Raw genomic sequence first — 24,418 nt, 5'->3', positions numbered from 1 at the left:
GAGCTGTATCAATGGAAAATGCAAAGTTAAAGAGCAGCAAGGTTTACGCATGGGTTCTCGTGATCGCGCTCGGCCTCATGTCTGCCGGTACGACCGGATCCTATAGCGTAATCGCTGGCTCCTTCGTCGCGCCCGTGTGCGAGGAGTTCGGATTTGACTACTCCATCTTCTCGTATTACTTCACTGCAACGCTCATTGGTCTTGCAGCGGCTCTTCCGTTTGTCGGAAAACTCATCCCCAAGGTTGTTGGCAAGTTTTGGCTCCCCGTCGTCGAGCTTATTCTGCTCGCCGCTGGCGCAGGCATGGCCTTCTACACCGAAGTCTGGATGTTCATCGCAGCTGGTGCTTTGATTGGCGTTTGCTTCGCCTTCACTACCGGCGTCGCCATGTCCGATGTTATTGACCAGTGGTTCAAAAAATCTGGCGGCCTGGCAATTGGTCTCGCTTGGGCAGTGAACTCGATTTACATGCTCATCATGAGTCCCGTCATCACCTCTGTCATTGAGGCTGCTGGCTGGAGGACTGGTTATCTGGTGCTCGCTGGCGTCTCCGCCGTGCTCATTCTTCCCGCTTCCATCCTGATTATCCGCTATAAGCCCCAGGACAAGGGCATGCTGCCCTATGGCTATGTCGAAGGCGAGACGGTCGCCGAGACCGAGGAGACGACCGAGGATAGTGCACGTGGCGTTAGCTACGCACGCGCTATTAAGTCGCCTGCATTCTTTTTCTGCATCGGCTTCCTCTGCCTCGTTCAGCTTACTTGCTGCATGAACCAGCTGTTCCCCACCTATGCCGCCGAGGTCGGCTTTAGCCCCATGGTGGGTGGCTTCATGGTTTCCGCCGCATCGCTGTTCGACCTGTTCCTCAACCCGATCGTCGGTACCACTTGCGATAAGTTTGGCAGCACCAAGGCCATTCTGAGCTGGCTCGCCGTCTCGATTCTCTCCTTTGTCATGCTCATGATGAGCAGCGGCAACTCGACGCTCAGCATTCTTGCTGCCGGTGTTAACGACGTCATGTACGTCATCGCCGGCACCGCTCTGACCGTTTTGGTGATGGACGTCTTTGGCTCCCGTGACTTTGGTCGCATCTTCGCGCTCATCTGCTCCGTGGGCTATATCGTCGGCGCCTTTGGCATGCCCGTCATGATGAAGGTATACGAGCTTGTCGGCTCCTTCCAGGGCGTATTCATCTTCTGTATTGCATGCAACGTCATCATCGGTCTGTTCTTGCTGCTGGCAAAGAAGACTGGTAAGAGCCTCTCTTGGGACGAATAGTTCGATTCGTCTTAGTCATACGCTGTAGGAGTTAATCTGCAGCAGCTTTAGGGCATCGGCTAACGCCGGTGCCCTTTTTCATGGAATGTGACAAAGGGACAGTCCCTTTGTCACATTGGGCGCCTAGCTCGTTTTGCCCACCAACGTGATACGGATGCTTGGATGGGTGTACTCGTCAAACTCGTCCTCGGGCTCCGTGTCAAACGAATAGTACGTTTTGATGGGGTTGTCACTCGTCCTGATGGAGATTCTCTCGTAGAGCGAACCGTTCAAAAAAGCCTGCCTAAACTCTTCGGGGAGCTTTTGCGGTGCTAGGAGCTCGGGACTCATGGTCTTGACGTCTACGGTTTGGACGACAGAGGAAAGTTCGTCCAAGTCGAGCTCGATGCGGGCGAGGTTGTCCTCAAGGCTCGCGTCGGGGTCGATCTCTGCTATGTAACTCACTTCCTTGAGCGTTCCCTTGTTGTCAAAGTCCAGATACGTATAGGTCTTCTGGGCGTCGGAGTCGCCTTCGTGCAGATAGCCGCGGACATGATAGCCGTAATCTTGATATCGCTCGTAGGGGTCATCGGCGGACACGTACTCGCATGCGGGCTCTAGCGTCTTGCGGGCGATGGCGATCTGCTCGGCCGCGGCCGCGGCATTCTCCTGCATCTCGATGTTTCCCTGTGCCAGCTGCGGGATATAAGCACCGCACACGATTGCGAGGGGCAGCGCCACAAGTGCGATGATCCACTTTTTTGCACGGGGGATAGGCACGCTATAGGCCTCCGCCATGGCCTTTGCGTTGGCATAGCTTTCGGTAAGTACGTCCGCTGCGGTGGCGACGGCGCCTACGGCAGCGGCGACTTCTGCCGCGCCGCCCAGGTTGCGCACGGTCGCGTTATCGCTGTTCTTAAGCAGGCGCGCGGCAGCCTGCGTACCGATAACGCCTGCGATTTGTGCCGAGCGGTCTTTCTCGGTCTGCTCGACGACGAGTCGGTGCTGCATTTCCTTCCACTGCTTGCCGCGCATGCCAAAGCGCGGCGCGAGCGCGCAGTAGCAGAATATGACGAGCTCGATGGCAGTGAGCGCCAAGGCGGTCATCATGCCCGTCTCTTGGAAGCCTTCGTGATGGAAGACGATATCGTCGATCATTTCGAAGGGAATGATCAAAAAAGGCAGCACGAACGCCATGGCAAGCGCTGCACCGGCAATCTTGGGATAGATGCAGTATCGCTGGATACGCTTGCGTTCTTGTTCGGAAATTGTTGCCATGGCTGGTCCTTGGTGTCGTAACGGTCGTTGCGGCGCATGGGGCGCGGGGCGCATCAGTTTGAGCTAGCGCTGGATAAGAACATAGAGCAAGATGCTCATCGCGATGAGCAAGAAGCCTGCGATGTTAAACATCAGTGTGGCAAAGTTGCCCACGATGGGGCGTTCGACATAGCTTTTGTCTGGGTTGCTGGGGTTGTAGTACACGGTCATTTGGCTACCGAGGGGCCAAAGCTGCTCCGCGAGGGTGCCTAGGCGGGCGATGGGGCCTGTCTGCACGTGCAGCCAGCCCTTGGCGTCTTCGTAGGCGGTGGCTTGCGTGCGGATGGGGAGTCCCGACAAGCTTTTGGTCATTATGCCACGGAATTGTTTTTTCGCGCGGTATTGCGTGCCGTCGACGGCGTATTCCAAAACGGGATACATCCTGCCTTCGCCCATAAAGCGATGGTCGATGACCGTTCCCATGGTCACGGCGGTACAGGCCTTGGCTTTCTTGCGAGCGGCGGCTTTCATGAGCGCGCTCACTCCGATAAGCAGGATGCCGATGCCCCCAACCAAGATGAGCGCGAGCGGGGATATCTGCGACGTGGTCACGGCGTTCTCCTTTGGCGCGATACCGTCATATGTGACCCAGTATAGAGAATCCCGCCATCGATGAGCTATTGCGGGGGGGGTCAATTCTGAATGTGACAAATGGACTGTTCCTTTGTCACATCGGGGACTGCGGAATCGAGGTCTAATACTTTTCCCGAGAAGTGAACGAGTGAAAACGGACTCCCGAAGCATCGACACTTTTGGCGTGCAATTTCCTGCGGTTTTGCCAGTCAAATCCTGCGGTTTTGACGCCTAAAAATGTCAATGCTTCGGGGGTCCAAATAGAGCCGTTCACTTCTCGGGAAAAGTATTAGACCTCGAAATATGGGCGGCGTTCGCGAACGGCAACTAGCTTGCGTCCGGTAGCCGGCACTTGGGGCAAAGGGACTGCCCTTTTGCCCCTTCACCATTGCATCGTATCTGGTGTGGAAAAAATATCGCCTGCGTTCTCGCGCCTGCGAAGAGTTCCTGAACCGCTTGAATGGGATGTGACAAAGGGACTGTCCCTTTGTCACATTGATTTGAGAGTGGATGTTGATGAATTTATCGCTGGCCCCTATGGAGGGGATTACCGGGCATGTGTTCCGTCGCGTGCATGCGGAGTGCTTTGGCGCGCTCGATTGTTATTACACGCCGTTTTTGCCGCCGCCGCGGGTGGGCAACCGCTTTGGTGGCAAGGCGTTTAAAGAGGTCGATCCTGCCAATAACCAGGGGCTTAACGTAGTACCTCAGCTGATGTCCAAGAATGCGGACGAGTTTGTGTGGGCGGCGCAGGTGCTCGCCGAGATGGGGTACCGCGAGGTCAATCTCAACCTTGGCTGCCCCTCGGGTACGGTTGTTGCCAAAGGCAAGGGTTCGGGCTTTCTGCGCAACCTGGATGAGCTCGAGGTGTTCTTGAGCGACGTGTGCGAACGCTCACCCTTGCCGGTGTCGGTCAAGACCAGGCTGGGGTTGGAAAGCGATGACGAGTACGAACGCGTGCTCGACCTCTATTGCCGCATGCCGCTGGCAGAGCTGATCGTGCATCCGCGCGTGCAAAAGGACCGTTATACGGGCTCGCCGCGTAAAGAGTTTTACGGCGAGACGTTGGAGCGGGCGCCGTTTCCCGTGGCCTATAACGGCGACATCTTTGATCTTGAGGACATGGATGCGCTGGTGGGGGCCTATCCCGGAACACGCCACGTAATGTTGGGGCGCGGCTTGCTCGCGAACCCCGCGCTGGCTCGCATGGTTAAGGGCGGCCCTGCCGCCACGGCTGCCGAGTTGCAGCGCTTCCACGACACGCTGTTTGCGGCCTATGCGGACGAGATTGGGGGCAACGCGGTCTTTCGCATGAAGGAATGGTGGTTCTACGCCAAATGTGCCTTCGCCGATCCCGCTACCGTGCACAAGCTCGTGCGCAAGACCAAAAAGGTCGACGAATACCGCGCCGCCGTCGAGCGCGTCTTTCGCGAGCAGCCGCTCGCGCCTGTTGCCCGCTTTTGTGGCTACTAGTCGTTGGGGGCGTTCTTTAACGACTAGTCATTCAAGAACGTCCCCAATGACTAGATTGAAAAGCTGTACGCCAGCATCCAAAGATGTCGAAAAATGTCGACTTTGGATGCTGACGTACATGTTTGGTTCGTATGGGTTTGTGCGTTGGGGCCGGCCGACCGCAATAGAACGCTAGAGCAAATTCTCCTGCACCCACGCGATGATGTCGCCCGACTCGTAGAGCGGCGCGCCGTCAATGAACAGGCAGGGAACCTGGCGCTTGCCGCCGACGGCGATGAGCGTCTGCTCGGCATCGGGGTCGGTCGAGATATTGCGCTCGGGGATGGTCACGCCGTTATCGGCCAAAAAGCGCTTGACCTTTATGCAATACGGGCAGCCGGTCATAACGTACAGCTCGAGCTTGTGATCAGTAGCCATAGGTCTCCAATCGGTTGAGGTTTCGATTGAGATACCCAATGCCGCCGCGGTCTATGCGCGAGTCAGCGATGACTCGATTGCCTGGACCAGAAACGCCGTGGCTCCGGTGCCGCAGGGCTTGTCGTAGTAGTCAACAAAGCGCTGGTCGGCGAGGTAGCCGTGGGCGAGCCCCAGGTATGCCTCGTCTTGGGGTTCGCTTCCCCAGTTGAGGCCAATCCAACGACGATGCATCGCAACAAGTTTTTGGGCCTTTCTGCTCTTTGGATCGCCGTCGCCCATGGCAATCGAGAGCTGACCCAGAATGGCACGCTCGAGTTCCTTCATGTCGTTCCATGTCTGGGGATCCATGTCCAGTAACGTTTCGTTTGCTGCATCGATAGCCTCATCGCCATAGCGCGCCCGTGCCTCGGCGCCGTAGCGCTCCTCGTTTTCCTGCACGGTACGCCAGCGCTCCAGTTGCGGCAGCACGGCACCCATGAGCGAGACTGCCTCGTCGAGCGACATGCCGGTGTTTTGCGCCAGACGCGGAGCGCAGTCCTCGATCATTGCCTCCATCGTGGTCTCGTAGGTGTACTTGCCGTGGTCGTAGCACCACTTGCAGTAATGGTCGGTCGTTGCGCCGTGAGCATCGGTACCGCAGTCGTCGGGCGTGAGTATCATGCCGCAGCTCTGACAATAGTACTCGGGCATTTCGAGCAGATGAGACAGTGGCTCGCCGGTCACGGCGGCAATGAGCTTCATCATGTCGATGCCCGGTGTGACCTCGCCGCGCTCCCAACGGCTGACGGCTTGGCGTGTGACGAAGAGCTTGGCGGCGAGCTGCTCCTGAGTTAGGTGATGGGCGCGACGGACAGCAATGAGCTTTTCTGCGAAGGCCATAGCGGCTCCTTTCTGCTGGTTGATGGCTTTAAGCATACGCGGCGGCAGACGCCCTTCCAAGCAACCGTTGGTTGCACGACGGGGGACCGCGACAAAGAATTGCGCTCGACGCCTCACACCTTCATGCCGTACAATGACCGGCATGGAACCTATTGCACACATACATACCGACCTGCCGCAGAAGTTCGGCATCCCACGCAACAGCTTTTTGGCGCCCCATCTGCAGGGGCGCATCGTCTTTGAGCCGGAATTTGCCTCCAACGCTGCAGTTGAGGGTCTGGACTCCTTCTCTCACCTATGGCTGCTATGGTGCTTCGAAAACGGAACGCCCGGTGGCACGGCTAAGGACATAGCCGCCGATGCCAAAACGCAGGACAGGTCCGGCACCAACGCAAAATGGTCGAAAACCGTGCGCCCGCCGCGTCTGGGTGGAGCCGAGCGTGTGGGCGTGTTTGCCACACGCAGTCCGTTTCGCCCTAATCCCATCGGGCTCACCTGCGTCAAGCTCAGCCGTGTTGAGCTCACCGATGATGGCCCGATCATCCATATACTGGGGGCCGACCTGCGCGACGGCACGCCCATCTACGACATCAAGCCCTACATTCCATTTGCCGACTGTCACCCGGATGCGACGGGCGGCTGGATTGAGGACGCGCCGTGGCAAGAGCTCGATGTTGAGTTCCCACAAGCGCTGAAAGATATGGTCCCGCCTGCAAAGCTCCCCGGCTTGGTCGAGGTCCTTCGCCAAGATCCGCGCCGTGCGGGTAGCAAGCACGAGCCCAACCGCGTTTACCACTTGGCCTACGCCGGGCTCGACATATCGTTTACGGTCGACGGAACAAGGCTGACGGTAACCGCCATCAACGACGCGCAAGACTAACCAGCCATTCGTCCGCACCCGTCAAATTAAGCGCCAAACCCCATGTCAAAACCGCCCACGCTGGTGGACAATAACGCCTACCGAAACAATCCGCTTTGCACGGGAGCTCAGCATGAAATACGACTTTACCTCGCTTATCGACCGCCACGGCATGGACGCCATCGCCGTTGACTCCTGGGGAGAAATTCCCGGCATGGCTCCGAACGCACCCGACGAGGGCTTCGACCGCATCCCCATGTGGGTAGCGGACATGAACTTTGCCACGGTGCCCACGGTCCAGGAGTACATCATTCAGCGCGCCCAGCATCCCATGTTTGGCTATTTCAATCCGCGCGACGAGTACTTCGACCGCATCATCGAATGGCAGACCCGCCGTAATGGCGTCGAAGGCCTGCTCCCTGAGCATATCGGCTACGAAAACGGCGTACTGGGCGGTGTCGTGTCGACGTTGCGCGCATATGTCCAGCCGGGCGATGCGGTGCTGGTCCACAGTCCCACCTACATCGGCTTTACCAAGTCCATCGAGGCCGCGGGCTATCGCATTGTCCACAGCCCGCTTAAGCTCGACGATCAGGGCGTGTGGCGCATGGATTTTGAGGACATGGAGCGCAAGCTCGCCCAAAACCACATCCATGCCGCCGTGTTCTGCTCGCCGCACAATCCCTGCGGCCGCGTATGGGAGCGCGACGAGATCGAGCGCGCCATGGATATCTATCGCCAGCACGATTGCGTGGTGATCTCGGATGAGATTTGGTCCGATATCATCCTGCCGGGTCACAAGCATATCCCGACGCAGTCGGTGAGCGAGGATGCCCGCATGCGCACGGTTGCCCTCTATGCGCCCAGCAAGACGTTTAACCTGGCGGGCCTGGTCGGCAGCTACCACATCATCTATAACGAGACGCTGCGCGACCGCGTGTGCGCCGTGTCCAACAAGACTCACTACAACGAGATGAACGTCCTCTCCATGCATGCGCTTATCGGTGCCTACCAGCCGCAAGGCTACGAGTGGCTCGATGAGCTCAATGAGGTCATCGATGCCAACGTTGACTACTTTTGCAATTACGTTGACGAGCATTTTGAGGGCGTGTCCTATTCGCGTCCGCAGGGCACGTACATGGTGTTTCTGGACTGCACCGAGTGGTGTCGCGAGCATGGCCGCGATATTCAGTGGCTGCTTGACGAGGGGGCGCGCGTGGGCGTGGGGTATCAGGATGGCCGTCCGTTCCACGGGCCTTGTCACATCCGCGTGAATCTGGCACTGCCGCTTTCGCGGGTAAAGGAGGCGTGTGAGCGCCTGGACCGCTACGTTTTTGGGGTATAGGGGGCGCTCGATTCGAGTGCTGCCCCATGTGCCCACGCCGTCAAAATGCGTGGGCACATGGGGCGCAGAGGGTAGCGAGCGCGTTTTTCGCATTCGCTACTTTTCGTGAATCTGCTTGCCGCAAAGATGCTCAATCGAAATCTCGTAGAGTTGGACGCCCTTGATGTCTTTGGCGATTTCTTCCTCGACTTCTTCGGCAGAAGGGTAGTACTTAAGCGCGAGCTGACGGACTTTGTCCTCGATAAACGCAGGCGCTTCATCTACCAGGCGGCAACGGCCAAAGACCACGGTGCTCATGACGTAAGGAGCCCAGTCGCCGTCCTTGTACCACTCGTTGCCGTAAACGGTAAAGCAGACTTTATCGTCACGCCTGAGCGAATCGACCTTGTGGCCGGCCTTGGCGCCATGGAAATAAATCTTGTCGTGCTCGGCGTCAAAGAAGTAGTTGACGGGAATGGCATAGGGGTAGCCATCATCGCCGTTGACGGCAAAGACGCCGCGCTTACAGGTGGCGAGCAACTCGCGCGCTTCCTCGTCAGTGATGGCGCGTTTCTTTCGACGTAAGGGCCTAAACATCGTTGGCTTCCTTTCTGGCTGTGCATGGTGGTTGAGCACAAACTATAGCGAAACGGATCCGTATTTCTTGATACAGGCGAGTATGTTTTTGAGCTTGCTAAAGTCGAGCGGTTTGGGCAGATGGGCGTTCATACCGGCATCGTGTGCCGCCTTGGCGTCCTCGTTGAAGGCGTTGGCAGTGAGCGCGATGATGGGGATGTCGGCTGCATCGGCCTTTTCGCTCAGACGAATCGCGCGGGTTGCCTCGTAGCCATCCATGCCCGGCATCATGATGTCCATCAGGATCGCATCGAAGCTGCCGGCGGGACGACTAACGTATAGGTCGACTGCTTTGTTGCCGTCGGCGGCGCGCGTTACGACGATGTCTTCGCTTTCGAGTAGAGCCTGGGCAATTTCGGCATTGAGCTCGTTGTCTTCTGCCAAAAGGACGTTCATACCGGCAAGCGAGCAACTGTATGTCTGCTTGGACGCACGTTCTTTTGCCTGAGGGTTCTTGTCGATATCGAGCGGTATCTGGACGTTGAACGTGCTTCCCGCGCCAACCTCACTCGAAATCTCAATCGTGCCGCCCATCATATCGATGAGCGATTTGACGATAGACATGCCAATGCCGGTTCCTTGGAACTTGCTGCGCGCATCGTCGCCTTCCTGGGCAAACGGCTCATAGATATGCTTTAAAAACTTGGGAGTCATGCCAATGCCGGTATCCGAAACGCTAAAGCAAAAGAGCGCGCGCCCGTTATCGAGTGGCTTGGTCTTTGAGCTAAAGGTGACGGAGCCGCCGTGCTTGTTGTACTTGATGCTGTTGTCTAACAGGTTGATCATAATCTGTCGGATATGGGTGGGGCTGCCGATCATGTATGGCCCCGTGGCGTATGGCAGACTATTGTCCTGCATTGTGATGCCGTTATCGGATGCGCGGAGCTTGCACAGCACCAGCGTATTGTCACAGAGCTCTTTGAGGTTAAAAGGCGCATGTTCCAGTGTTAGCTTGCGGTCTTCGATTTTGCCCATCTCGAGGATGTCGTTAATCAGCGACAGCAGGTGGTTGGCGGCAACACGCGTCTTGGCGCGTCTTTCGCGGGCGACTTGTATGTCGCCTTCTTTCAATTCCTCAATTTCGATAAGACCCAAGATGCCGTTTAGTGGCGTGCGGATGTCGTGGCTCATACGTGTGAGGAAAGCGGTTTTGGCGGCGTTGGCGGCGTCGGCTTTCTGGCGTTCCTGCCGTGCGCGCTGAAGCGACCAGACGAGGACGACGATGCTGGCGAGCAAAGCGAAGATGAGAACGGTCGCAATGGCGGTGCGGTTGCGGTAGACAAACTGGAATGTGTCTGATTCTTGTGCCGAGTACGATGTGGGGGAATAGCTGCTCGCAGAGAGCGATTCGCCTGCATTGATGATGCCCTTATTGATGATTCCCAACAGCTCGGGTTTGCCGCGCGGAATCATGCACGATAGTTCTGCCGTGTTGGTGAGTTCCTGCGTTTCAAAGCCCTCAATGTCGTGGGCATCGCGGATGGTTTGCAGGCGCGTGCTGGGGACAATAATGCAACTCGCCTTCCCCTCGTTGAGGGCTTTGAGCGCCTCGTCGGCATTCGGATATTCGGATATCGTTGCGTCGGGGAATAGGCTCTCGAGCTCAAAACGGTTGACGATTGCGTATCCTGTGTAAGCGATGTTCTTAAGGTCGCTGTCCAGGTTGTTACTGCTGTGAATGGCGGTCAGGGAAACCGTTCCCATCGGGTTTGACTGGATGACTCCTGCTTGTTCGGCAAGCCAGTAGTCGCGAAAGAACGGCAGGGCGACATCGATGGTTCCCTTGGAAAGGGCTTTGGTCATTTGCTTGTTGCTCGAGAACGCGACTGTTTTAACCTTAATGCCAAACTTGTCGTGCAATGTCGTTGCAAGCGAGGCGAGCGACCCTTCCATCTCGCCGTCGTCATTTTGCGTGCAGTAGGGAAGTTGGTTTTTTAGATAGCCGAGCGTGATGGTATTGCCGTTTGCTTTGAGCCAGGAGCGCTCGACGCCGGTGAGCAATGACGAGCCGCTGTTTTGGGCCGAGTAGCTCGATTTGACTTCGTCGTTATAGCGCGGGTTGACGCGGGAGATTGATGCCATGGCGGCATTGATGTCGCTCATCAAATCGGGACGGCTTTTGGGAACGGCAAAATAGTAGTCGCTCGAGCCTACGTAAAACATGGGCGACGCATCGGGCGACGAAATGGTGTCGTTCATGATGACGGCGTCGACCTCACCGTCTGCAAGCGCCTCAAAGAGGGCGCTGCCGGTGTCGATTTCTTTATAGGTGCAGGTGACGCCTTCGTCGGCAAGCCACTGCTGGCCGACGATGGTTTGCATAACGCCAGAGTTGCAGCCGATGGTAAGGCCCTGGAGCGCTTGGGGGTCGCCCTTGGCCAGATCATCGCGATCGGGCTTGGCGTAGATGTAGTAGCGCTCGGTGCCCTCGGGGTTTGAGGAAAAAAGCAGCTTCTGCTCGCGTTCTGCCGAATACGAGATGTTGGGCATGAGGTCGATCTCGCCTGCCTCGAGCATGTCCATAAGCTCGTTGAAGGTGCCGCTAACGTATTCGTATTGCCAGCCCTTTGTGTAGTACGAGAGGGTCTGGAGGTATTCGTAGCCCCACCCCGAGAGGCGCTCGCCCGGCATGCCTTCCTGGAAGCCTTCGTTGTTGACAAGCCAGCCAACGCGGACTGTTTTGACCTGCTGGTCAGAGTCGGCGGCAAAGGCCGGAGCGGGCATGACGGCGCTCAGTATGGCGAGCGCGGCAAGCGCGACGGCCAGGGTGCGATATAGAGCCAAGCGAAAGACAGCGGAAGGTTTCACATGAAATCCTATCGAGTTGAGACAGTTTCGCATAAGGATACCAGCTCAGCCTGCCCACTCAGCCGCCGCACCGCTAAACGGTTAGGTAGTCATTGGGGACGTTCTTAAATGACTAGTCGTTTAAGAACGTCCCCAATGACTAGTTCCGTTTGCGGGGGAGGCGTGGGACAATACCGAGCGAATGTGATTGGGCGTCTGGGAAAAGGGGTCGCGATGAACAAGTTGAGGACGCTTGCCGACGTGTTGCGCCAGGCTGGCTTTGCGCGCATCACGGGCCTGTTTCTCGTCTTCTATCTGCTGTGCTCGACGGCCGTCTGGCTGTCCGAGCCCACGACCCTTACGTTTGGCGATGGTCTCTGGTTTAGCTTTGAGACGGTCTCGACCATCGGCTTTGGCGATATCCCGGCCGAAACGCCGGTCGCCCGCGCTATTACCGTCGTCCTGAGCGTCATCAGCATCTTCTACATCGCCATGCTCACGGGCGTGGCGGTGAACTACTGCAATACGCTCATCAAGATGCGCCAAAAGGACACCATGGCGCGCTTTATGGATGATCTTGAGCATTTGGAAGAGCTCGATCGTGACGAGCTTGCCGACCTATCGCGCCGTGTGCGCGAGTACCGTCGCCGGCAACGATAGAACGGGTGCCGCGCGTCACGACGAGGGGGATTGCATATGAACATCACGGTGTACCTGGGCGCGAGCGTCGGCAACGACCCGGCGTTTCTGCCTGCAGTGCGAGAGCTCGGCACGTGGATTGGCTCCAACGGCCACGCGCTGGTATACGGCGGCTCCAAGTCGGGCCTGATGGGCGCGCTTGCCGATAGCGTGCTCGAGGCGGGTGGACACGTGACGGGTGTTGAGCCGAGCTTTTTTATCGAGGCAGAGTTTCAACACGACGGTATTGACGACCTCATCGTGACGAGTGACATGGCCGAGCGCAAGGCCAAGATGATTGGGCTCGGTGACGCGGTCATCGCCTTTCCCGGTGGGACGGGTACGCTCGAGGAGATTGCCGAGGTCATGTCCGCCGTGTCGTTGGGGCATCTCGATGCGCCGTGCATCCTGTACAACCTCGGGGGCTACTACAACGATCTTAAGGCGCTGCTCGAGCACATGATTGATAAGGGGCTTTCGAGCCCGAGGCGCCAGCACGGCATCTACTTTGCCGACGATTTGCGCGAGATTGCCTCGATTATTAACGGATAAGTCTTGAGCCTGCCCCACTATGACTCCCAATGGTGCCGTTTGCGGCGCAGACGGTTGACTCGTTCGGGCAACGCTCGCTCTACAATAAAACGTATCTTTGTCGATTTTGACCACGGGAGGTCCCGATGGACAACCTTGCAAAACCCAAAAACCGTGCGCTGTTTTTAGTGAGCGTGGCTGTGACCGGTGCGTTTGCGGGCGCCGCGGTCTGGCTGTTCTTCTTTGCGATGGAGCACGGTATCGACTATTTATGGACCGAGATTCCGCATATGCTGGGCGTCGCTTCGCCTGAGCTCGCAAGCGGTCCGTTCGGTTTTTTGCCGTACCCGTTTTTCGTCTGCCTGCTGGGCGGTCTGCTGATTGGTCTGTACGAAAAGATGACGGGCACCAAGACCGATGACCTCAACCAGGTGATGGCCAAGGTTAAACAAGACGGCCGCTACCCGTACGACAACCTGGGCAAGCTTTCGCTCGCGGCATTGCTGCCGCTGCTGTTTGGCGGAAGCATTGGACCGGAGGCCGGCCTGACCGGCGTTATCGCGGGCCTGTGCAGCTGGGTCGGCGACCGCATGCGCCGCTTTGGCGCCGAGTTTAGGGAGCTCACACTGTTGGGCACCCAGGCCGCGCTGACGGCGCTCTTTACCGCGCCCGTCTTTGGCTTTGTGGCGCCGCTCGCCGGTAGTGCCGACGGCCAGGGCGCCGGGGACGATGGGGATTCCGCGTCCGACGAGATCACCATCAAGCTGCCCAAGGCGCAAAAGACGGTGGTCTACGGCATTGCGATTGCCGGCGGTCTGGGTACCTACCTGCTGCTTGGCCAGCTTGTGGGCGGCGGCATGGGCATGCCCAGGTTCGAGTCCGCTCAGGTGGGCAACCTGGAGCTTGCCTGGCTCATTCCGCTGGCGCTCATCGGCACCGTTTGCGGTTGGCTGTACTTTGTCTCTGAGCATGCAAGCGAGGCGCTGTCCCATGCCATAGGGGAGCGTCCTGTCGTCAAGGCCATGCTAGCCGGTCTGGCGCTCGCCATCTGTGGCACGGTCCTGCCCTACACCATGTTTGCCGGCGAGACCCAGGCCGACGTGCTCATGGAAACCTATCTGACCATTCCCGCCGGCGTGCTTATCGCGACCGGTCTTGTTAAGGCCATGCTGACGCCCGCCCTCATCAACCTTGGTTGGCGCGGCGGCCACTTCTTCCCGGTTATCTTCTCGGGTGTGAGCCTGGGCTATGGCCTTGCCATCCTCACCGGCGCAGATCCGGTCTTTTGCGTCGCCGTCTGCACCGCCTCGACGATGGGCGCCGTCATGCGTCAGCCCGTCATGGTCGTGGGCCTGCTGCTCATGTGCTTCCCGCTCAAGGGCATCGTCTGCATGATCATCGCCGCTGTTATCGCCGCCGGCATTCCGCTTCCCAAGCCGCTGCGCAAGTAGTACGGTGGCGCACGCCGGGGACATGCCGTTTGCCATGGATTTGCGGATGGGCGATTGCGACCGATTGCGGCCCGCGTGGGTCGAGATTTGCTTGCCTACAGGTCGCGTGCCCGATAGACCTTGGTGCTGACGGTGCAGCTGATTGCACATAGCGTGAGGGCCAGTACGGCAATTCCTGCGCACAGGCAGCCGAGGACGGCGGGATCGGGATTCGCCCCAGCAATCGACATGAGCCAGTTGCTGATGGGGTTGGAGGAGCTCAGCGTGGCCATGGCAAGGCATCCGAGCAGGGCAAACAGGCCGACGGAAAGGCGCAGCGCCTCCATGTGTCCAAATCGAAAGAACAGCGGCTGTGCCAGAAACACCATCATGAGGGAGATGAGCATCGATGCGGCGGAGGCTATTGTGGTCTCAAAGACGATCTGTCCCGTCGAGGGCATGCCCGTGTGATCGAAGAACGGAAGAGTGATGGTGCTCAAAAGCACGGTCGCGCACGCCATGATGGCCGAGAAGGCAACAATGCAGAGGTAACGTGCGCAGATGATGTCTTTGCGCGAGAGGGGCAGCGTTGCCCGATAGCGCTCCCATCCGTTTTGATTGTCGTAGCCGGCCAGCGAGCTCATGACCACGATGGGCGACATGGCACTGACCGCGCAGGCGCCGGCGCTCATACTGGCATCGCCATCCGATGCGTTGGCGAGGGTTAGTACGACGAAGATGAACAGGCCGACGCCCGCGATGCTCGGGACAAGCGTGCGGACGATGGCGAGCTCAGACATAAAGGCGCGTTTCATTTCGAAGCCCCTTTCAGTATGAGGCGAAGATAGTCATCAATGGTTGCCCGGTCGCAGGGAATCTCGGGGAAGGCCTCGAGCGCCTCGCGACGGTTGGGTACGAGCACGTCCACGCTATAGGCGTGGTGGGCGGCACGGGCACCTTCGACGCAAGCCATAAGCTCTGCGGCCTGTGCTTGGGTGCAGTGGGCGATGCCGGCGCGGTCGGTAATGTCCTCGCGCGGCAGGTCAAACACAATCGAACCGTTATCGATGCAGATGACGCGGTCGGCGGTGCGATCGAGGTCGGACGTAATATGGCTCGAGAGCAGCACGCTGCGCTGGCCGTCGGAAACAAAGGCGAGCAGCTCATCGAGCAGCTCCTCGCGCGCCATGGGATCGAGGCCCGCGGTGGCTTCGTCCAAAACGAGCAGCTTGGCATTGTGGCTGAGCGCGCAGGCGAGCTGCAGCTTCATGCCCATGCCGCGGGAGAGGTCCTTGACCTTCGTCTTGGGATCGAGGCCAAATCGGTCGATGAATCCGGCGAACGTTTCGCAGCTCCATGTGGGATATGCCGGGCCTACGAGCCTCTCGACCTGGCCCACCTTGAGCGTGGAGGGGAAGGGACACGTGTCCAGGACGAGGCCGATGCGGGAGCGCAGGTGGCGCTGCGTCTCGTCGGGCGCGTTGGCGTCGCAGCGCTGTCCAAGCAGATGCACCTCGCCGGCATCGGGCTTTATAAGCCCAAGCGCGGCGCGAATGGTCGTCGTCTTGCCGGCGCCATTTGCGCCCACAAAGCCAACGATCTGGCCGGGCTCCACGGCAAGCGTGACGTCGCGCAGTGAAAAGCGGTCGCTCACGCGGCGCGATACACCTTTGAGTTCTAGCAACTTTTGCATGGTATAGCCTTTCTTGCAGATGGCTACTGCATGGTTTCGGGGGCTACGAGGTCGAGCATCTCGTGCAGCTTGTCGCGCGTGACGCCCAAGGCTTCGGCTTGGCTCGCCGCTTTCGCAAGCAGCTCTTCGATATGGCAGAGCTGGTTTTCGCGCAAGAGTTCTTGGTTGCCCTCGGCGACAAAACAGCCCTTGCCCTGCACGGTGCAGATAAAGCCGAGTTGCTCCAGGTCGGCGTAGGCGCGCTTGGTGGTGATGACACTCACGCCAAGATCGCTCGCGAGTGCACGGATGCTGGGGAGTTTGGCTCCCGCAGCGAGCGCGCCCGAAAGGATCTGAGCTTTGACTTGCGAGGCTATTTGCTCGTAGATGGGCTTGTCGCTCGAATTGGATAGGATGATGTCCACAGCGGCTCCTTAGCTGTTGGGCTACACGTGTATATAACCGGTAAGCACAGTATATATACACTATGCACAGTTATGCAAGAGCTAAATGTGGAATAGTCCGCCAGTGCCGCGCTTGCTCCAAAACAATCTCAATCTGTAACACCTGGGTCCGTTTTGGGTCGCCTGATGTTACAGATCGAGATCTTATTTGCCCGCCTGCCTATTTGTCTCAATCTGTAACAGTAAGAGTCGATTTGCGCGGCTAGATGTTACAGATTGAGACATTGGCTCCCTGCCTTCCTGTTTATCTCGATTTGTAACAGTTAGACCTGATTTGGGCGGCTAGATGTTACAGATTGAGATTGTGCCGGCGGGCCTGCCAGTTTGTCTCGATCTGTAACAGGTAGGGGCTCAAAACCCGTCTTACTGTTACAGATCGAGACAATCCTTGAGGCGGCTGCCCACAACACAGCGAGCTTGGCTAATGAATTTGTCCTGATAGGTGCCCTGTGGCGGGATTTCGCGGCTACAATGGTGCGGTTACAACGACGTAATGCACTCAATGCAAGAAAGGATCCGCATGGCAAGCCTGTCGGATGAAATCTCGTCGCGCCGCACATTCGCGATCATCAGCCACCCGGACGCCGGTAAGACCACGCTTACCGAGAAGCTGCTGCTCTATACCGGCAGCATCCAGACTGCCGGCTCGGTTAAGGGCAAGAGCTCGGCCAAGCATGCCGTCTCGGACTGGATGGACATCGAGAAGGAGCGCGGTATCTCCGTTACCTCCTCGGTGCTGCAGTTCACCTACAACGGCGCCTGCGTCAACATCCTCGATACCCCCGGCCACCAGGACTTCTCGGAGGATACCTACCGTACCCTTATGGCCGCCGACGCCGCAGTCATGGTCATCGACGGCGCTAAGGGCGTCGAGGCCCAGACCAAAAAGCTCTTTAAGGTCTGTACGCTGCGCCATATTCCCATCTTTACCTTTGTGAACAAGCTCGACCACGAGGCTCGCGATCCGTTTGAGCTCATGGAAGAGATCGAGAACGTCCTGGGTATCAATACGTATCCCATGAACTGGCCGATCGGCAGCGGGCGCAACTTCCGCGGCGTGTTCGATCGTCAGACCCGTCGCGTCATTGCCTTTGAGGGCGACGGCCACGCCAACGCCACCAAGAAGGTCGCCGAGGTCGAGGCCGAGCTGGGCGATCCGGCCATGGACGAGCTTATTGGCGAGGAGAACCACAAGAACCTGATGGACGACATCGAGCTGCTCGATGGCGCCGGTGACGAGCTCGACCTGGATGCCGTGGCCTGCGGCAAGCTGAGCCCGGCGTTCTTTGGCTCGGCACTCACCAACTTTGGTGTGGAGCCCTTCCTTAAAGAGTTCCTGCGTCTGGCCCCGACGCCGCGCGCCTATACCGATACACTCACCAGCGAGCCGGTCGCGCCCGCCGAGAACGACTTTAGCGGCTTCGTGTTTAAGATCCAGGCCAACATGGACAAGAACCATCGCGATCGCATTGCCTTTGTGCGCATTTGCTCGGGCAAGTTCGAGCGCGGCATGGATGCCTTCCATGTGCAGGGCAACCGCAAGCTCAAGCTGGCTACGGGCACCTCGATGATGGCCGACGATCGCGCCATCGTGGACGAGGCGTACGCCGGCGACATCGTGGGCCTGTTCGATCCCGGTATCTTTAGCATCGGCGACACCGTGTGCTCCGGCAAGCGCCACATGCAGTATCCGCAGATCCCGACGTTTGCCCCCGAGATGTTTGCCCGCATTACGCAGGTCGACACGCTCAAGCGCAAGCAGTTTGTGAAGGGCATGGAGGAGCTTGCCCAGGAGGGCGCCATCCAGATCTTCCGCGAGCTGGGTGCCGGCATGGAGAGCGTCATCGTGGGCGTGGTCGGCGTGCTGCAGTTTGAGGTACTCGAGCGCCGCCTCAAGGCCGAGTACCGTGTTGAGGTTCGTCGCCAGCCGCTGCCCTATACGGACATCCGCTGGATCCAAAACGACCCCGACACCATCGATATCCCGGGCCTTTCGCTCACGCGCGATACCCTGCGCGTCGAGGACATGCGCGGCGGCAAACTGCTGCTGTTCACGAGCCCGTGGAACGTGGACTGGGCTACCGACCACAACCCCGACCTTGTCCTGTCGGAGTTCGGCAACGTAACGTTTTAGCGCACCGGCGCGGTGATCCTGTGGGGCCGCCGCGCCGTTTGCTTGCCTGCCGCCGCGTGAGCGGCTATCATACCCACCGTCGCCTCAAGACCGTGGCGGCCGAGCAGTTCGGGTCCGATATCCTGCTCGTTAAACCTAAAACCAAAGGAGTACATAATGATCAAGAAGGTCATGGAGGACTACAAGGTCCTGTTGCGGAGCATTCCCGCGGCAACGGTTTCGCTGTTTATCGTGAGCGTTATCATGATGAACCTGCTGGCCAACAAAGAGCTCATCAGCCTGCCGTATCTGGCACTCGATTGCGGCTTTGTGGTGAGCTGGGTTTCGTTTTTGTGCCAGGACATGATCTGCAAGCGCTTTGGCGCCAAGGCATCCATCAAAATCTCTATCCTCGCACTGCTGGTCAACCTGGCTGTGAGCCTGTGCTTTTGGGCATGCTCGCTCACGCCCGGCATGTGGGGCGCCTACTACGACACGGGTATGATCGAGGTCAACACCGCCCTTAACGCCACCATCGGCGGCACCTGGTACGTGGTGTTTGGATCTTCGCTCGCCATGCTCGTCTCTGCCGTCGTTAACTCCACGCTCAACCAGTCGCTCGGCCGTATGCTCAAAAAGAATAACTTTGCGAGCTTTGCCTTCCGCTCCTATGTGTCTACAGGCGTTGGCCAGTTTATCGACAACCTGGTCTTTGCCATTGTGGTGAGCCACACGTTCTTTGGTTGGACCTGGGTGCAGGTCCTTATGTGCTCGCTGACCGGCGCTGTTGCCGAGCTGCTGTGCGAGGTCTTCCTGAGCCCTGTGGGCTACAAGGTCGTGCGCGGCTGGGAGCGCGAGAATGTGGGCGCCGAGTATCTCGAGCGCCACGCAACCGCCTAAGGAGCAAGTATGCGGGTTTTGATCACGGGCGCTTCGGGCGGTATCGGAGCCGCGTGCGTGCAATGCTTTTTGGACGAGGGCCACGAGGTCGTGGGCTTTGATTTGCTGCCGGCAGCGATCGAGCACGAGCGCTATCGCCATCTGATCGTCGATGTCCGCGAGCCGGACTCGTTTCCAGGCGAGCTTGAACCCCAGGTGATCGTGAATGTTGCTGGTACGCAGGACTCGGCCGACGATATTGCCGCCAACCTGTGCGGCACCATCAACGTGACCGAGCGCTACGCCTTTGTGGGGGAGGGGCTTGCCGCCAAGCCGGCGCCGGCTATTACATCCGTGGTCAATGTGGGGTCGGCGAGCGGGCATACGGGATCGGAGTTTCCCGCCTATGCTGCCAGCAAGGGCGGCGTTATCGCCTACACCAAGAACCTTGCAAACCGCTTGGCGCCGCAGGCCATCGCCAACAGTGTGGACCCGGGCGGCGTTATCACGCCGCTCAACCGTTGCGTGATGGAAGACGAACACCTGTGGAACCAGATTATGGAGCTCACGCCGCTTAAACGCTGGGCCACCGCCCAAGAGATCGCCGAGTGGATCTACTTTGTGGGCGTGACCAACCGGTTTATGACCGGGCAGAGCCTGCTCATTGACGGTGGCGAGGCAGACCGTACCCAGTTTATTTGGCCCGAATAGGAAACGCGTCCGATGGAAAGCCGTCGGACGCGTTTTTGATGTATCGATTTTTAGCCGAGGCAAGTCCAGTTGACGGGGATCGAGCCGTGCTGTTCGAGTAGACGATTGGATGCCGAGAAGGGGCGCGACCCCATAAAAGCGGGGAGTTCTGCCGTGGCACGGTTGGCCGAAAGCGGCGAGGGGTGTGTGGAGGCCAGGCAGAACTTACCGGCTGCCTTGCCTGCGCCGGTCGCGGCGAGCTTGCCTTCGACCATCTGCTGGGCAAAGCGACCCCATGCCAAAAAGACTACCGGCTGGGGCAGCTGACAGCAGCGTTCGATAATATAGTCGGTGAGCGTGCTCCAGCCCAGCTTGGCGTGCGAATTGGCGGCATGCTTGCGCACGGTGAGCGTGGTGTTAAGGAGCAGGACGCCCTGTTGTGCCCATGGGGTTAGGTCTCCCGTGGCAGGAAAGGGGCAGTCCAGATCGGCTTTGAGTTCCTTATAGATGTTGCGCAGGCTCGGCGGCAACTTGGTTTGCGTCGCGGGAACCGAGAACGATAACCCCATGGCCTGGTTGGGTCCGTGATAGGGATCTTGACCCAAAATGACAACTTTGACATGGTCGGCCGGCGTATAGGCGAGGGCATTGAGGATGTCGTCTTGTGCCGGGTAAATGGTTTGCTCGGCACGTAAAAGGGCGATGCGCTCGAGCAGCTGGTCCGTCGTGTCACGTACCGGCTGCGGCGCATCGCCCAACCAAGTTGCTATGTTGCGGTCGCGAGTTGCGGTGTCCATGGGGCTCCTTTATGGCAGATGCTCTGTTGGCATCTATTGTAAAGGCGCACCGGTTGCCTTTATGCCGCGGCTGCATAAGGAGCGGGGACTACGAGACGCGCTCGGGCGCTCCTGCCATACGGGCCTGTCCATGTTCACGGAGGCGCGGAAGCTCGACGGTTGCCACCATGACGCCGGTGAGGATGAGGGCGGCGCCAAAGAAGGCGATGGGGCTCAGGACCTCGCCGACCAGGAAGAACGAGAAGACGGCGGAGCAGACCGGCTCGAGCGAGAAGGCAAAGCCCGTGGTCTCGGCGGGCACGTGGGGCTGCACGAGCGTCTGGGTGATAAAGCCATAGGCAGAGCAGATGAGTGCGAGGGCAACGACGACTACGACCTCGCCCGGCGTGCCGGGAAGCGTGAAACCGCCAAAGACGAATGCGGCGATGCCCGAGAACAGGCCGCCAAAGCCCAGCTGCCAAACGCCCAGAGCCAGCGGGTCGACATCTTCGACAAAGCGCTTCGCCACAATGATGTGGCCGGCATAGACAAAGGCCGAGAGCAACATGATGAGCGCGCCCGGGTTCAGGCTGGTGAAGTCGGCGCCCGAGAGCAGCAGCATGCCACAGGTGACGATGGCGGTGCCGACGAGAACTTTGCGCTCGGGGGCGCGGCGCAGCAGGGCGGCGTTGGCAAACGGCACGATTACGACCGTCAGGCTCTGCAAAAAGCCGGCGGTTGAGGCGGAGGTGAGGCTGGAACCCAGGCACATACAGGTGAGCTCGGTTGCCATGATGGCGCCGATGATGGCGGAGCGAACCATCACGTCACGGTTGATACGCAGCGCGTGCTTGTGGAAGAGCAGCAGACAGGCCACAAAGGCGATGATGCAGCGCAGCGCAACGATGCTCGTGGCGTTCATGCTATCCATGCCGATCTTCATGAGGGGGTACGAAAAGCCCCATGCGACGGGAACGGAAAATGAGAGCGCGATTGCTTTTTTGCGATCCATGGGACTCCTTTTGTTACAGAACGGTTTCGCAAAAAGGATTCTGCTCCCAGATGTGGATGTAGTAAAGCGAATGTATCTTCAGTATGATTAAGAAATACTAATGTTGCTAGAAAAAGCGCTGGCAAAACGTTTTACGGCTGCATTGATGTGGAGGCACGATGGCATCGCGGTATCAGATTGTTTGTATGGTGGTCGATCGCGGCAGTCTTAAGGGTGCAGCCGATGAGCTGGGCTATACGCAAAGCGCGGTGAGCCAGGCCGTCAAGGCGCTCGAGCGCGAGCTGGGTACCACGCTTATCGAGCGCGGCAAGCAGGGCGTTTCGCTTACGCGCGACGGCAAGCAGTACCTGCCGTATCTGCGCCAGATCGTAACTGCCGAGGCCGAGCTTGAGGGCAAGCGCCAGGAATTGCTGGGACTCTCCTCGACTGATATTCGTATTGCGACGTTTACCAATGTGAGCCGTACTGTGTTGCCGCGCGTGATCCGCGACTTTGGGGCCCTGCATCCGGGCGTACGCTTTACCCTCAAGCAGGGCGATTACACGCGCAACGCCCAGTGGGTGCACGATGGCGTGGTTGACTTTTGCTTTACGGCACGCGGATTTACCACGGGGCTCGAGAAGCGCGTGGTTTATCACGACGAGTTGGTGGCGCTGTTGCCGGCCGCCCATCCGCTGGCGGCAAAGGAAAAGGTGACACTCGCCGACCTGGCGTCCGAGCCGTTTGTACTGCTGGATGAGGGCGAACAGAGTCTGGTGCTCGATGCATTCGCAACGCACGGGCTGTCGCCGCACGTGACGAGTGAGGTCACCGACGACTACACCATTATGGCGATGGTGGAGGAGGGGTTAGGCGTGAGCATGCTCTACCGTCGTACCGTTGAGGGCATGCAGGCCGATATTCGCGTGCGTCCCATCGTGCACGCCCCCTCGCGCGACGTGGTGGCAGCCTGGCGCAGCTGGGACACCATGCCTATCGCCACGAGGCGCTTTATCGATTTTATGAGCTCGCATATCGTGAGCTAGTTGCCGATGCGCCACCTTGTTGGATGTGTCTAGCGCGTCCCGGTCTTGGCTTGCGTCAGACGGTAGGTGCGTGCCGGATGGCAGAGCAATACCGCCACGACCATAAAGAACGCCGTGGTGCCCAGGCTGATGGGGTAGACCATCATGATGTTCGCAAAGGTGCGGAAGTTCGGGAACACGCAGAACACCCAATAGAAGCGGATGCCGCAGACGCAGATCATGGTGATGAGGGCGGGCATGAGCGAGATGCCAAAGCCGCGCAGGTAACCGGACATGTTTTCGTAGAACATGCTAAAGGCGTACGCCGGGAAGATCGAACACACGCGTATATAGCCGATCGAGACGATGTTGGGATCGCTGTTGAACAGCGCCAGGATCTCGCGTCCCAGACCGACGATGATGACGATGGTGGTGAGCGCAACGATGCCGCCTTCGACCAGGCAGACCTTGAGCGTCTTGGTGCAGCGGTCGATCTGTCGCGCGCCGTGGTTTTGCCCCACAAAGGTGGTGCAGGCCTGGCTAAAGCTGTTGAGCAGGTTGTAGCACACATACTCTAGGCTCATGGCGGCGCTGGATGCCGCCATGACCTCGGTACCCAGGCTGTTGATGGCGGACTGGATGATGATGTTGGCGACGGCAAAGACGGCGCTTTGGATGCCGGCGGGCAGGCCGATCTTAACGATACGCTTGAGGGCGACGGGGTCTAAGCCTAAGTCGCGCGGGGTGACGCGGACGACGGAGTCGGTCTTGAGCAGGCGGACAAAGAGCGTGACGGCGCTGACGGTGTAGGCGATGGCAGTGGCGATGGCGACGCCCGCGACGCCCCAGTGGAGCACGGGGACAAAGATGAGGTCCAGGCCAATGTTGAGGACGGTGGACACGGCAAGCGCCTGCAGCGGCATACGGGTGATGCCGACGGAGCGGAAGATTGCGGCCTCAAAGTTGTAGAGCAAGATCGAGGGCATGCTGAGCAAAAAGACGCGCAGGTAAAGCGATGCAAGCGGCATAGTTTCGGCAGGAACATTGAGCGCTGTGAGCATGGGCTCGGCAAAGATCTCGCCCAGCGCGATGACGACAAAGCCCACGAGTGCCATAAGAATCGAGGTATGGACGGCGCGTTTGACCATGTTTTGATCGTTGCGGCCGATAGCGTTGGCGATGACCACGTTGGAGCCAAGCGACATGCCAATAAACAGGTTGAGCATAAGACTGGTAAGCGGAACATTGGAGCCGACCGCTGCCATGGCGAGGGTTCCCTGGTCGCCCGAGAAATTACCGATGATGACCGTGGCGATGAGGTTCGACAGCTGCTCCAAGATACTCGTGGCGGCCACGGGGAAGGCGAACAGGGGAATATTGCGCCACAGCGAGCCGGTGGTCATGTCAATGTGCTTAGATGCGGTATCAGCCATACGCTCTCAATCTTTAATATGCTTTTCCGTGCTTATTTGCGCAGACGATGATACTCCTAATGCAACCAGTCGGCACTTAGGCAGTCGGCACTTAGGGACGTTCCTTTTCTGCCGGCAGCTGGGGACACTCCTTAGTCATTTAAGAACGTCCATTACAGTCGAAATTGTCAGCCCGGGCCCGTCTCGGGCTACGATTGAGGCGCGCCCAGAACGGG

23 protein-coding genes are annotated in these 24,418 nt (G+C 58.7%); 11 read left to right on the top strand and 12 right to left on the bottom strand.

Annotated elements, in window-relative coordinates:
- Positions 1–11 precede the first annotated feature (11 nt).
- Positions 12–1,277, top strand: coding sequence for an MFS transporter (locus tag ACRX4W_RS02815; RefSeq protein ID WP_117635842.1), 1,266 nt, complete (start codon positions 12–14; stop codon positions 1,275–1,277).
- Between the two features lie 123 nt (positions 1,278–1,400).
- Here ACRX4W_RS02815 and ACRX4W_RS02810 read toward each other — a convergent pair whose 3' ends face one another.
- Together ACRX4W_RS02810 and ACRX4W_RS02805 are read right to left on the bottom strand one after the other, a co-directional pair.
- Positions 1,401–2,534 carry a hypothetical protein gene (locus tag ACRX4W_RS02810; protein WP_117798078.1) on the bottom strand — a complete coding sequence of 378 codons (1,134 nt, stop codon included), beginning with the start codon at positions 2,532–2,534 and terminating at the stop codon, positions 1,401–1,403.
- 63 nt (positions 2,535–2,597) lie between these two features.
- Positions 2,598–3,125, bottom strand: coding sequence for a DUF3592 domain-containing protein (locus tag ACRX4W_RS02805; protein ID WP_432299066.1), 528 nt, complete (start codon positions 3,123–3,125; stop codon positions 2,598–2,600).
- A 537-nt stretch (positions 3,126–3,662) separates the two neighbouring features.
- On the opposite strand from ACRX4W_RS02805, the gene ACRX4W_RS02800 reads away from it, so the two are divergent.
- A complete protein-coding gene (locus ACRX4W_RS02800) occupies positions 3,663–4,619 on the top strand; it encodes a tRNA dihydrouridine synthase (protein WP_118065728.1) in 957 nt (318 codons plus the stop codon).
- Positions 4,620–4,790: 171 nt separating this feature from the next.
- Here the strand turns inward: ACRX4W_RS02800 and ACRX4W_RS02795 are convergent, their stop codons facing one another.
- Entirely contained in the window at positions 4,791–5,036 is a 246-nt protein-coding gene (locus ACRX4W_RS02795) for a glutaredoxin family protein (RefSeq protein WP_118065674.1), read from the bottom strand.
- A 51-nt stretch (positions 5,037–5,087) separates the two neighbouring features.
- On the bottom strand, positions 5,088–5,915 hold the full coding sequence (locus tag ACRX4W_RS02790; RefSeq protein WP_158563822.1) for a TipAS antibiotic-recognition domain-containing protein: 828 nt from the start codon (positions 5,913–5,915) through the stop codon (positions 5,088–5,090).
- Positions 5,916–6,057: 142 nt separating this feature from the next.
- On the opposite strand from ACRX4W_RS02790, the gene ACRX4W_RS02785 reads away from it, so the two are divergent.
- Positions 6,058–6,795 (top strand): tRNA (N6-threonylcarbamoyladenosine(37)-N6)-methyltransferase TrmO, encoded by a 738-nt coding sequence (locus ACRX4W_RS02785; RefSeq protein ID WP_233545850.1) that lies wholly within the window; start codon positions 6,058–6,060, stop codon positions 6,793–6,795.
- Between the two features lie 112 nt (positions 6,796–6,907).
- Positions 6,908–8,119: a MalY/PatB family protein gene (locus ACRX4W_RS02780; RefSeq protein WP_118065670.1), complete on the top strand. Its 1,212-nt coding sequence runs from the start codon at positions 6,908–6,910 to the stop codon at positions 8,117–8,119.
- A 96-nt stretch (positions 8,120–8,215) separates the two neighbouring features.
- On the opposite strand, the gene ACRX4W_RS02775 is transcribed toward ACRX4W_RS02780, so the two are convergent.
- Together ACRX4W_RS02775 and ACRX4W_RS02770 are read right to left on the bottom strand one after the other, a co-directional pair.
- Positions 8,216–8,695 (bottom strand): pyridoxamine 5'-phosphate oxidase family protein, encoded by a 480-nt coding sequence (locus ACRX4W_RS02775; protein WP_117790905.1) that lies wholly within the window; start codon positions 8,693–8,695, stop codon positions 8,216–8,218.
- Positions 8,696–8,737: 42 nt separating this feature from the next.
- Entirely contained in the window at positions 8,738–11,542 is a 2,805-nt protein-coding gene (locus tag ACRX4W_RS02770; RefSeq protein WP_432299065.1) for an ATP-binding protein, read from the bottom strand.
- Between the two features lie 213 nt (positions 11,543–11,755).
- Between ACRX4W_RS02770 and ACRX4W_RS02765 the strand changes: the two genes are divergently transcribed.
- The 3 genes from ACRX4W_RS02765 (at position 11,756) to ACRX4W_RS02755 (ending at position 14,181) form a co-directional block, all read left to right on the top strand.
- Positions 11,756–12,181 carry a potassium channel family protein gene (locus tag ACRX4W_RS02765; protein ID WP_055252221.1) on the top strand — a complete coding sequence of 142 codons (426 nt, stop codon included), beginning with the start codon at positions 11,756–11,758 and terminating at the stop codon, positions 12,179–12,181.
- A gap of 36 nt (positions 12,182–12,217) precedes the next feature.
- Positions 12,218–12,751, top strand: coding sequence for an LOG family protein (locus tag ACRX4W_RS02760; protein WP_432299064.1), 534 nt, complete (start codon positions 12,218–12,220; stop codon positions 12,749–12,751).
- Between the two features lie 125 nt (positions 12,752–12,876).
- Positions 12,877–14,181, top strand: coding sequence for a chloride channel protein (locus ACRX4W_RS02755; protein WP_432299063.1), 1,305 nt, complete (start codon positions 12,877–12,879; stop codon positions 14,179–14,181).
- A gap of 95 nt (positions 14,182–14,276) precedes the next feature.
- On the opposite strand, the gene ACRX4W_RS02750 is transcribed toward ACRX4W_RS02755, so the two are convergent.
- The 3 genes from ACRX4W_RS02750 to ACRX4W_RS02740 are packed head-to-tail and all read right to left on the bottom strand — an operon-like array spanning position 14,277 to position 16,257.
- Positions 14,277–14,975 (bottom strand): ABC-2 transporter permease, encoded by a 699-nt coding sequence (locus ACRX4W_RS02750; RefSeq protein WP_117776021.1) that lies wholly within the window; start codon positions 14,973–14,975, stop codon positions 14,277–14,279.
- Positions 14,972–15,853: an ABC transporter ATP-binding protein gene (locus tag ACRX4W_RS02745; protein WP_432299062.1), complete on the bottom strand. Its 882-nt coding sequence runs from the start codon at positions 15,851–15,853 to the stop codon at positions 14,972–14,974. Before ACRX4W_RS02745 ends, ACRX4W_RS02750 begins: the two co-directional genes overlap by 4 nt.
- A 23-nt stretch (positions 15,854–15,876) precedes the next feature.
- Positions 15,877–16,257, bottom strand: coding sequence for a GntR family transcriptional regulator (locus ACRX4W_RS02740; protein WP_117640582.1), 381 nt, complete (start codon positions 16,255–16,257; stop codon positions 15,877–15,879).
- 559 nt (positions 16,258–16,816) lie between these two features.
- Between ACRX4W_RS02740 and ACRX4W_RS02735 the strand changes: the two genes are divergently transcribed.
- The 3 genes from ACRX4W_RS02735 to ACRX4W_RS02725 all read left to right on the top strand — a co-directional run bounded on the left by ACRX4W_RS02735 (position 16,817) and on the right by ACRX4W_RS02725 (position 19,999).
- A complete protein-coding gene (locus ACRX4W_RS02735; RefSeq protein WP_432299061.1) occupies positions 16,817–18,430 on the top strand; it encodes a peptide chain release factor 3 in 1,614 nt (537 codons plus the stop codon).
- Positions 18,431–18,586: 156 nt separating this feature from the next.
- The gene (locus tag ACRX4W_RS02730) at positions 18,587–19,309 is read left to right on the top strand and encodes a VUT family protein (protein ID WP_233541293.1); all 723 of its coding nucleotides are present in this window, start codon (positions 18,587–18,589) and stop codon (positions 19,307–19,309) included.
- Positions 19,310–19,318: 9 nt separating this feature from the next.
- A complete protein-coding gene (locus tag ACRX4W_RS02725) occupies positions 19,319–19,999 on the top strand; it encodes an SDR family NAD(P)-dependent oxidoreductase (RefSeq protein WP_117736491.1) in 681 nt (226 codons plus the stop codon).
- Between the two features lie 50 nt (positions 20,000–20,049).
- Here the strand turns inward: ACRX4W_RS02725 and ACRX4W_RS02720 are convergent, their stop codons facing one another.
- Entirely contained in the window at positions 20,050–20,775 is a 726-nt protein-coding gene (locus tag ACRX4W_RS02720) for a uracil-DNA glycosylase (protein WP_117736490.1), read from the bottom strand.
- Positions 20,776–20,863: 88 nt separating this feature from the next.
- A complete protein-coding gene (locus ACRX4W_RS02715; RefSeq protein WP_117758266.1) occupies positions 20,864–21,766 on the bottom strand; it encodes a DMT family transporter in 903 nt (300 codons plus the stop codon).
- A gap of 158 nt (positions 21,767–21,924) precedes the next feature.
- Here ACRX4W_RS02715 and ACRX4W_RS02710 point away from each other — a divergent pair, with 158 nt between their 5' ends.
- Positions 21,925–22,791 (top strand): LysR family transcriptional regulator, encoded by an 867-nt coding sequence (locus tag ACRX4W_RS02710; RefSeq protein WP_432299060.1) that lies wholly within the window; start codon positions 21,925–21,927, stop codon positions 22,789–22,791.
- 29 nt (positions 22,792–22,820) lie between these two features.
- On the opposite strand, the gene ACRX4W_RS02705 is transcribed toward ACRX4W_RS02710, so the two are convergent.
- Positions 22,821–24,203: an MATE family efflux transporter gene (locus tag ACRX4W_RS02705; protein ID WP_432299059.1), complete on the bottom strand. Its 1,383-nt coding sequence runs from the start codon at positions 24,201–24,203 to the stop codon at positions 22,821–22,823.
- Between the last annotated feature and the right edge of the window lie 215 nt (positions 24,204–24,418).

This window comes from Collinsella aerofaciens, assembly GCF_964283865.1.
Lineage (GTDB): Bacteria > Actinomycetota > Coriobacteriia > Coriobacteriales > Coriobacteriaceae > Collinsella.
Note: the sequence above shows the minus strand (reverse complement) of the source record. Positions and strands in the feature narration are given on the sequence as shown.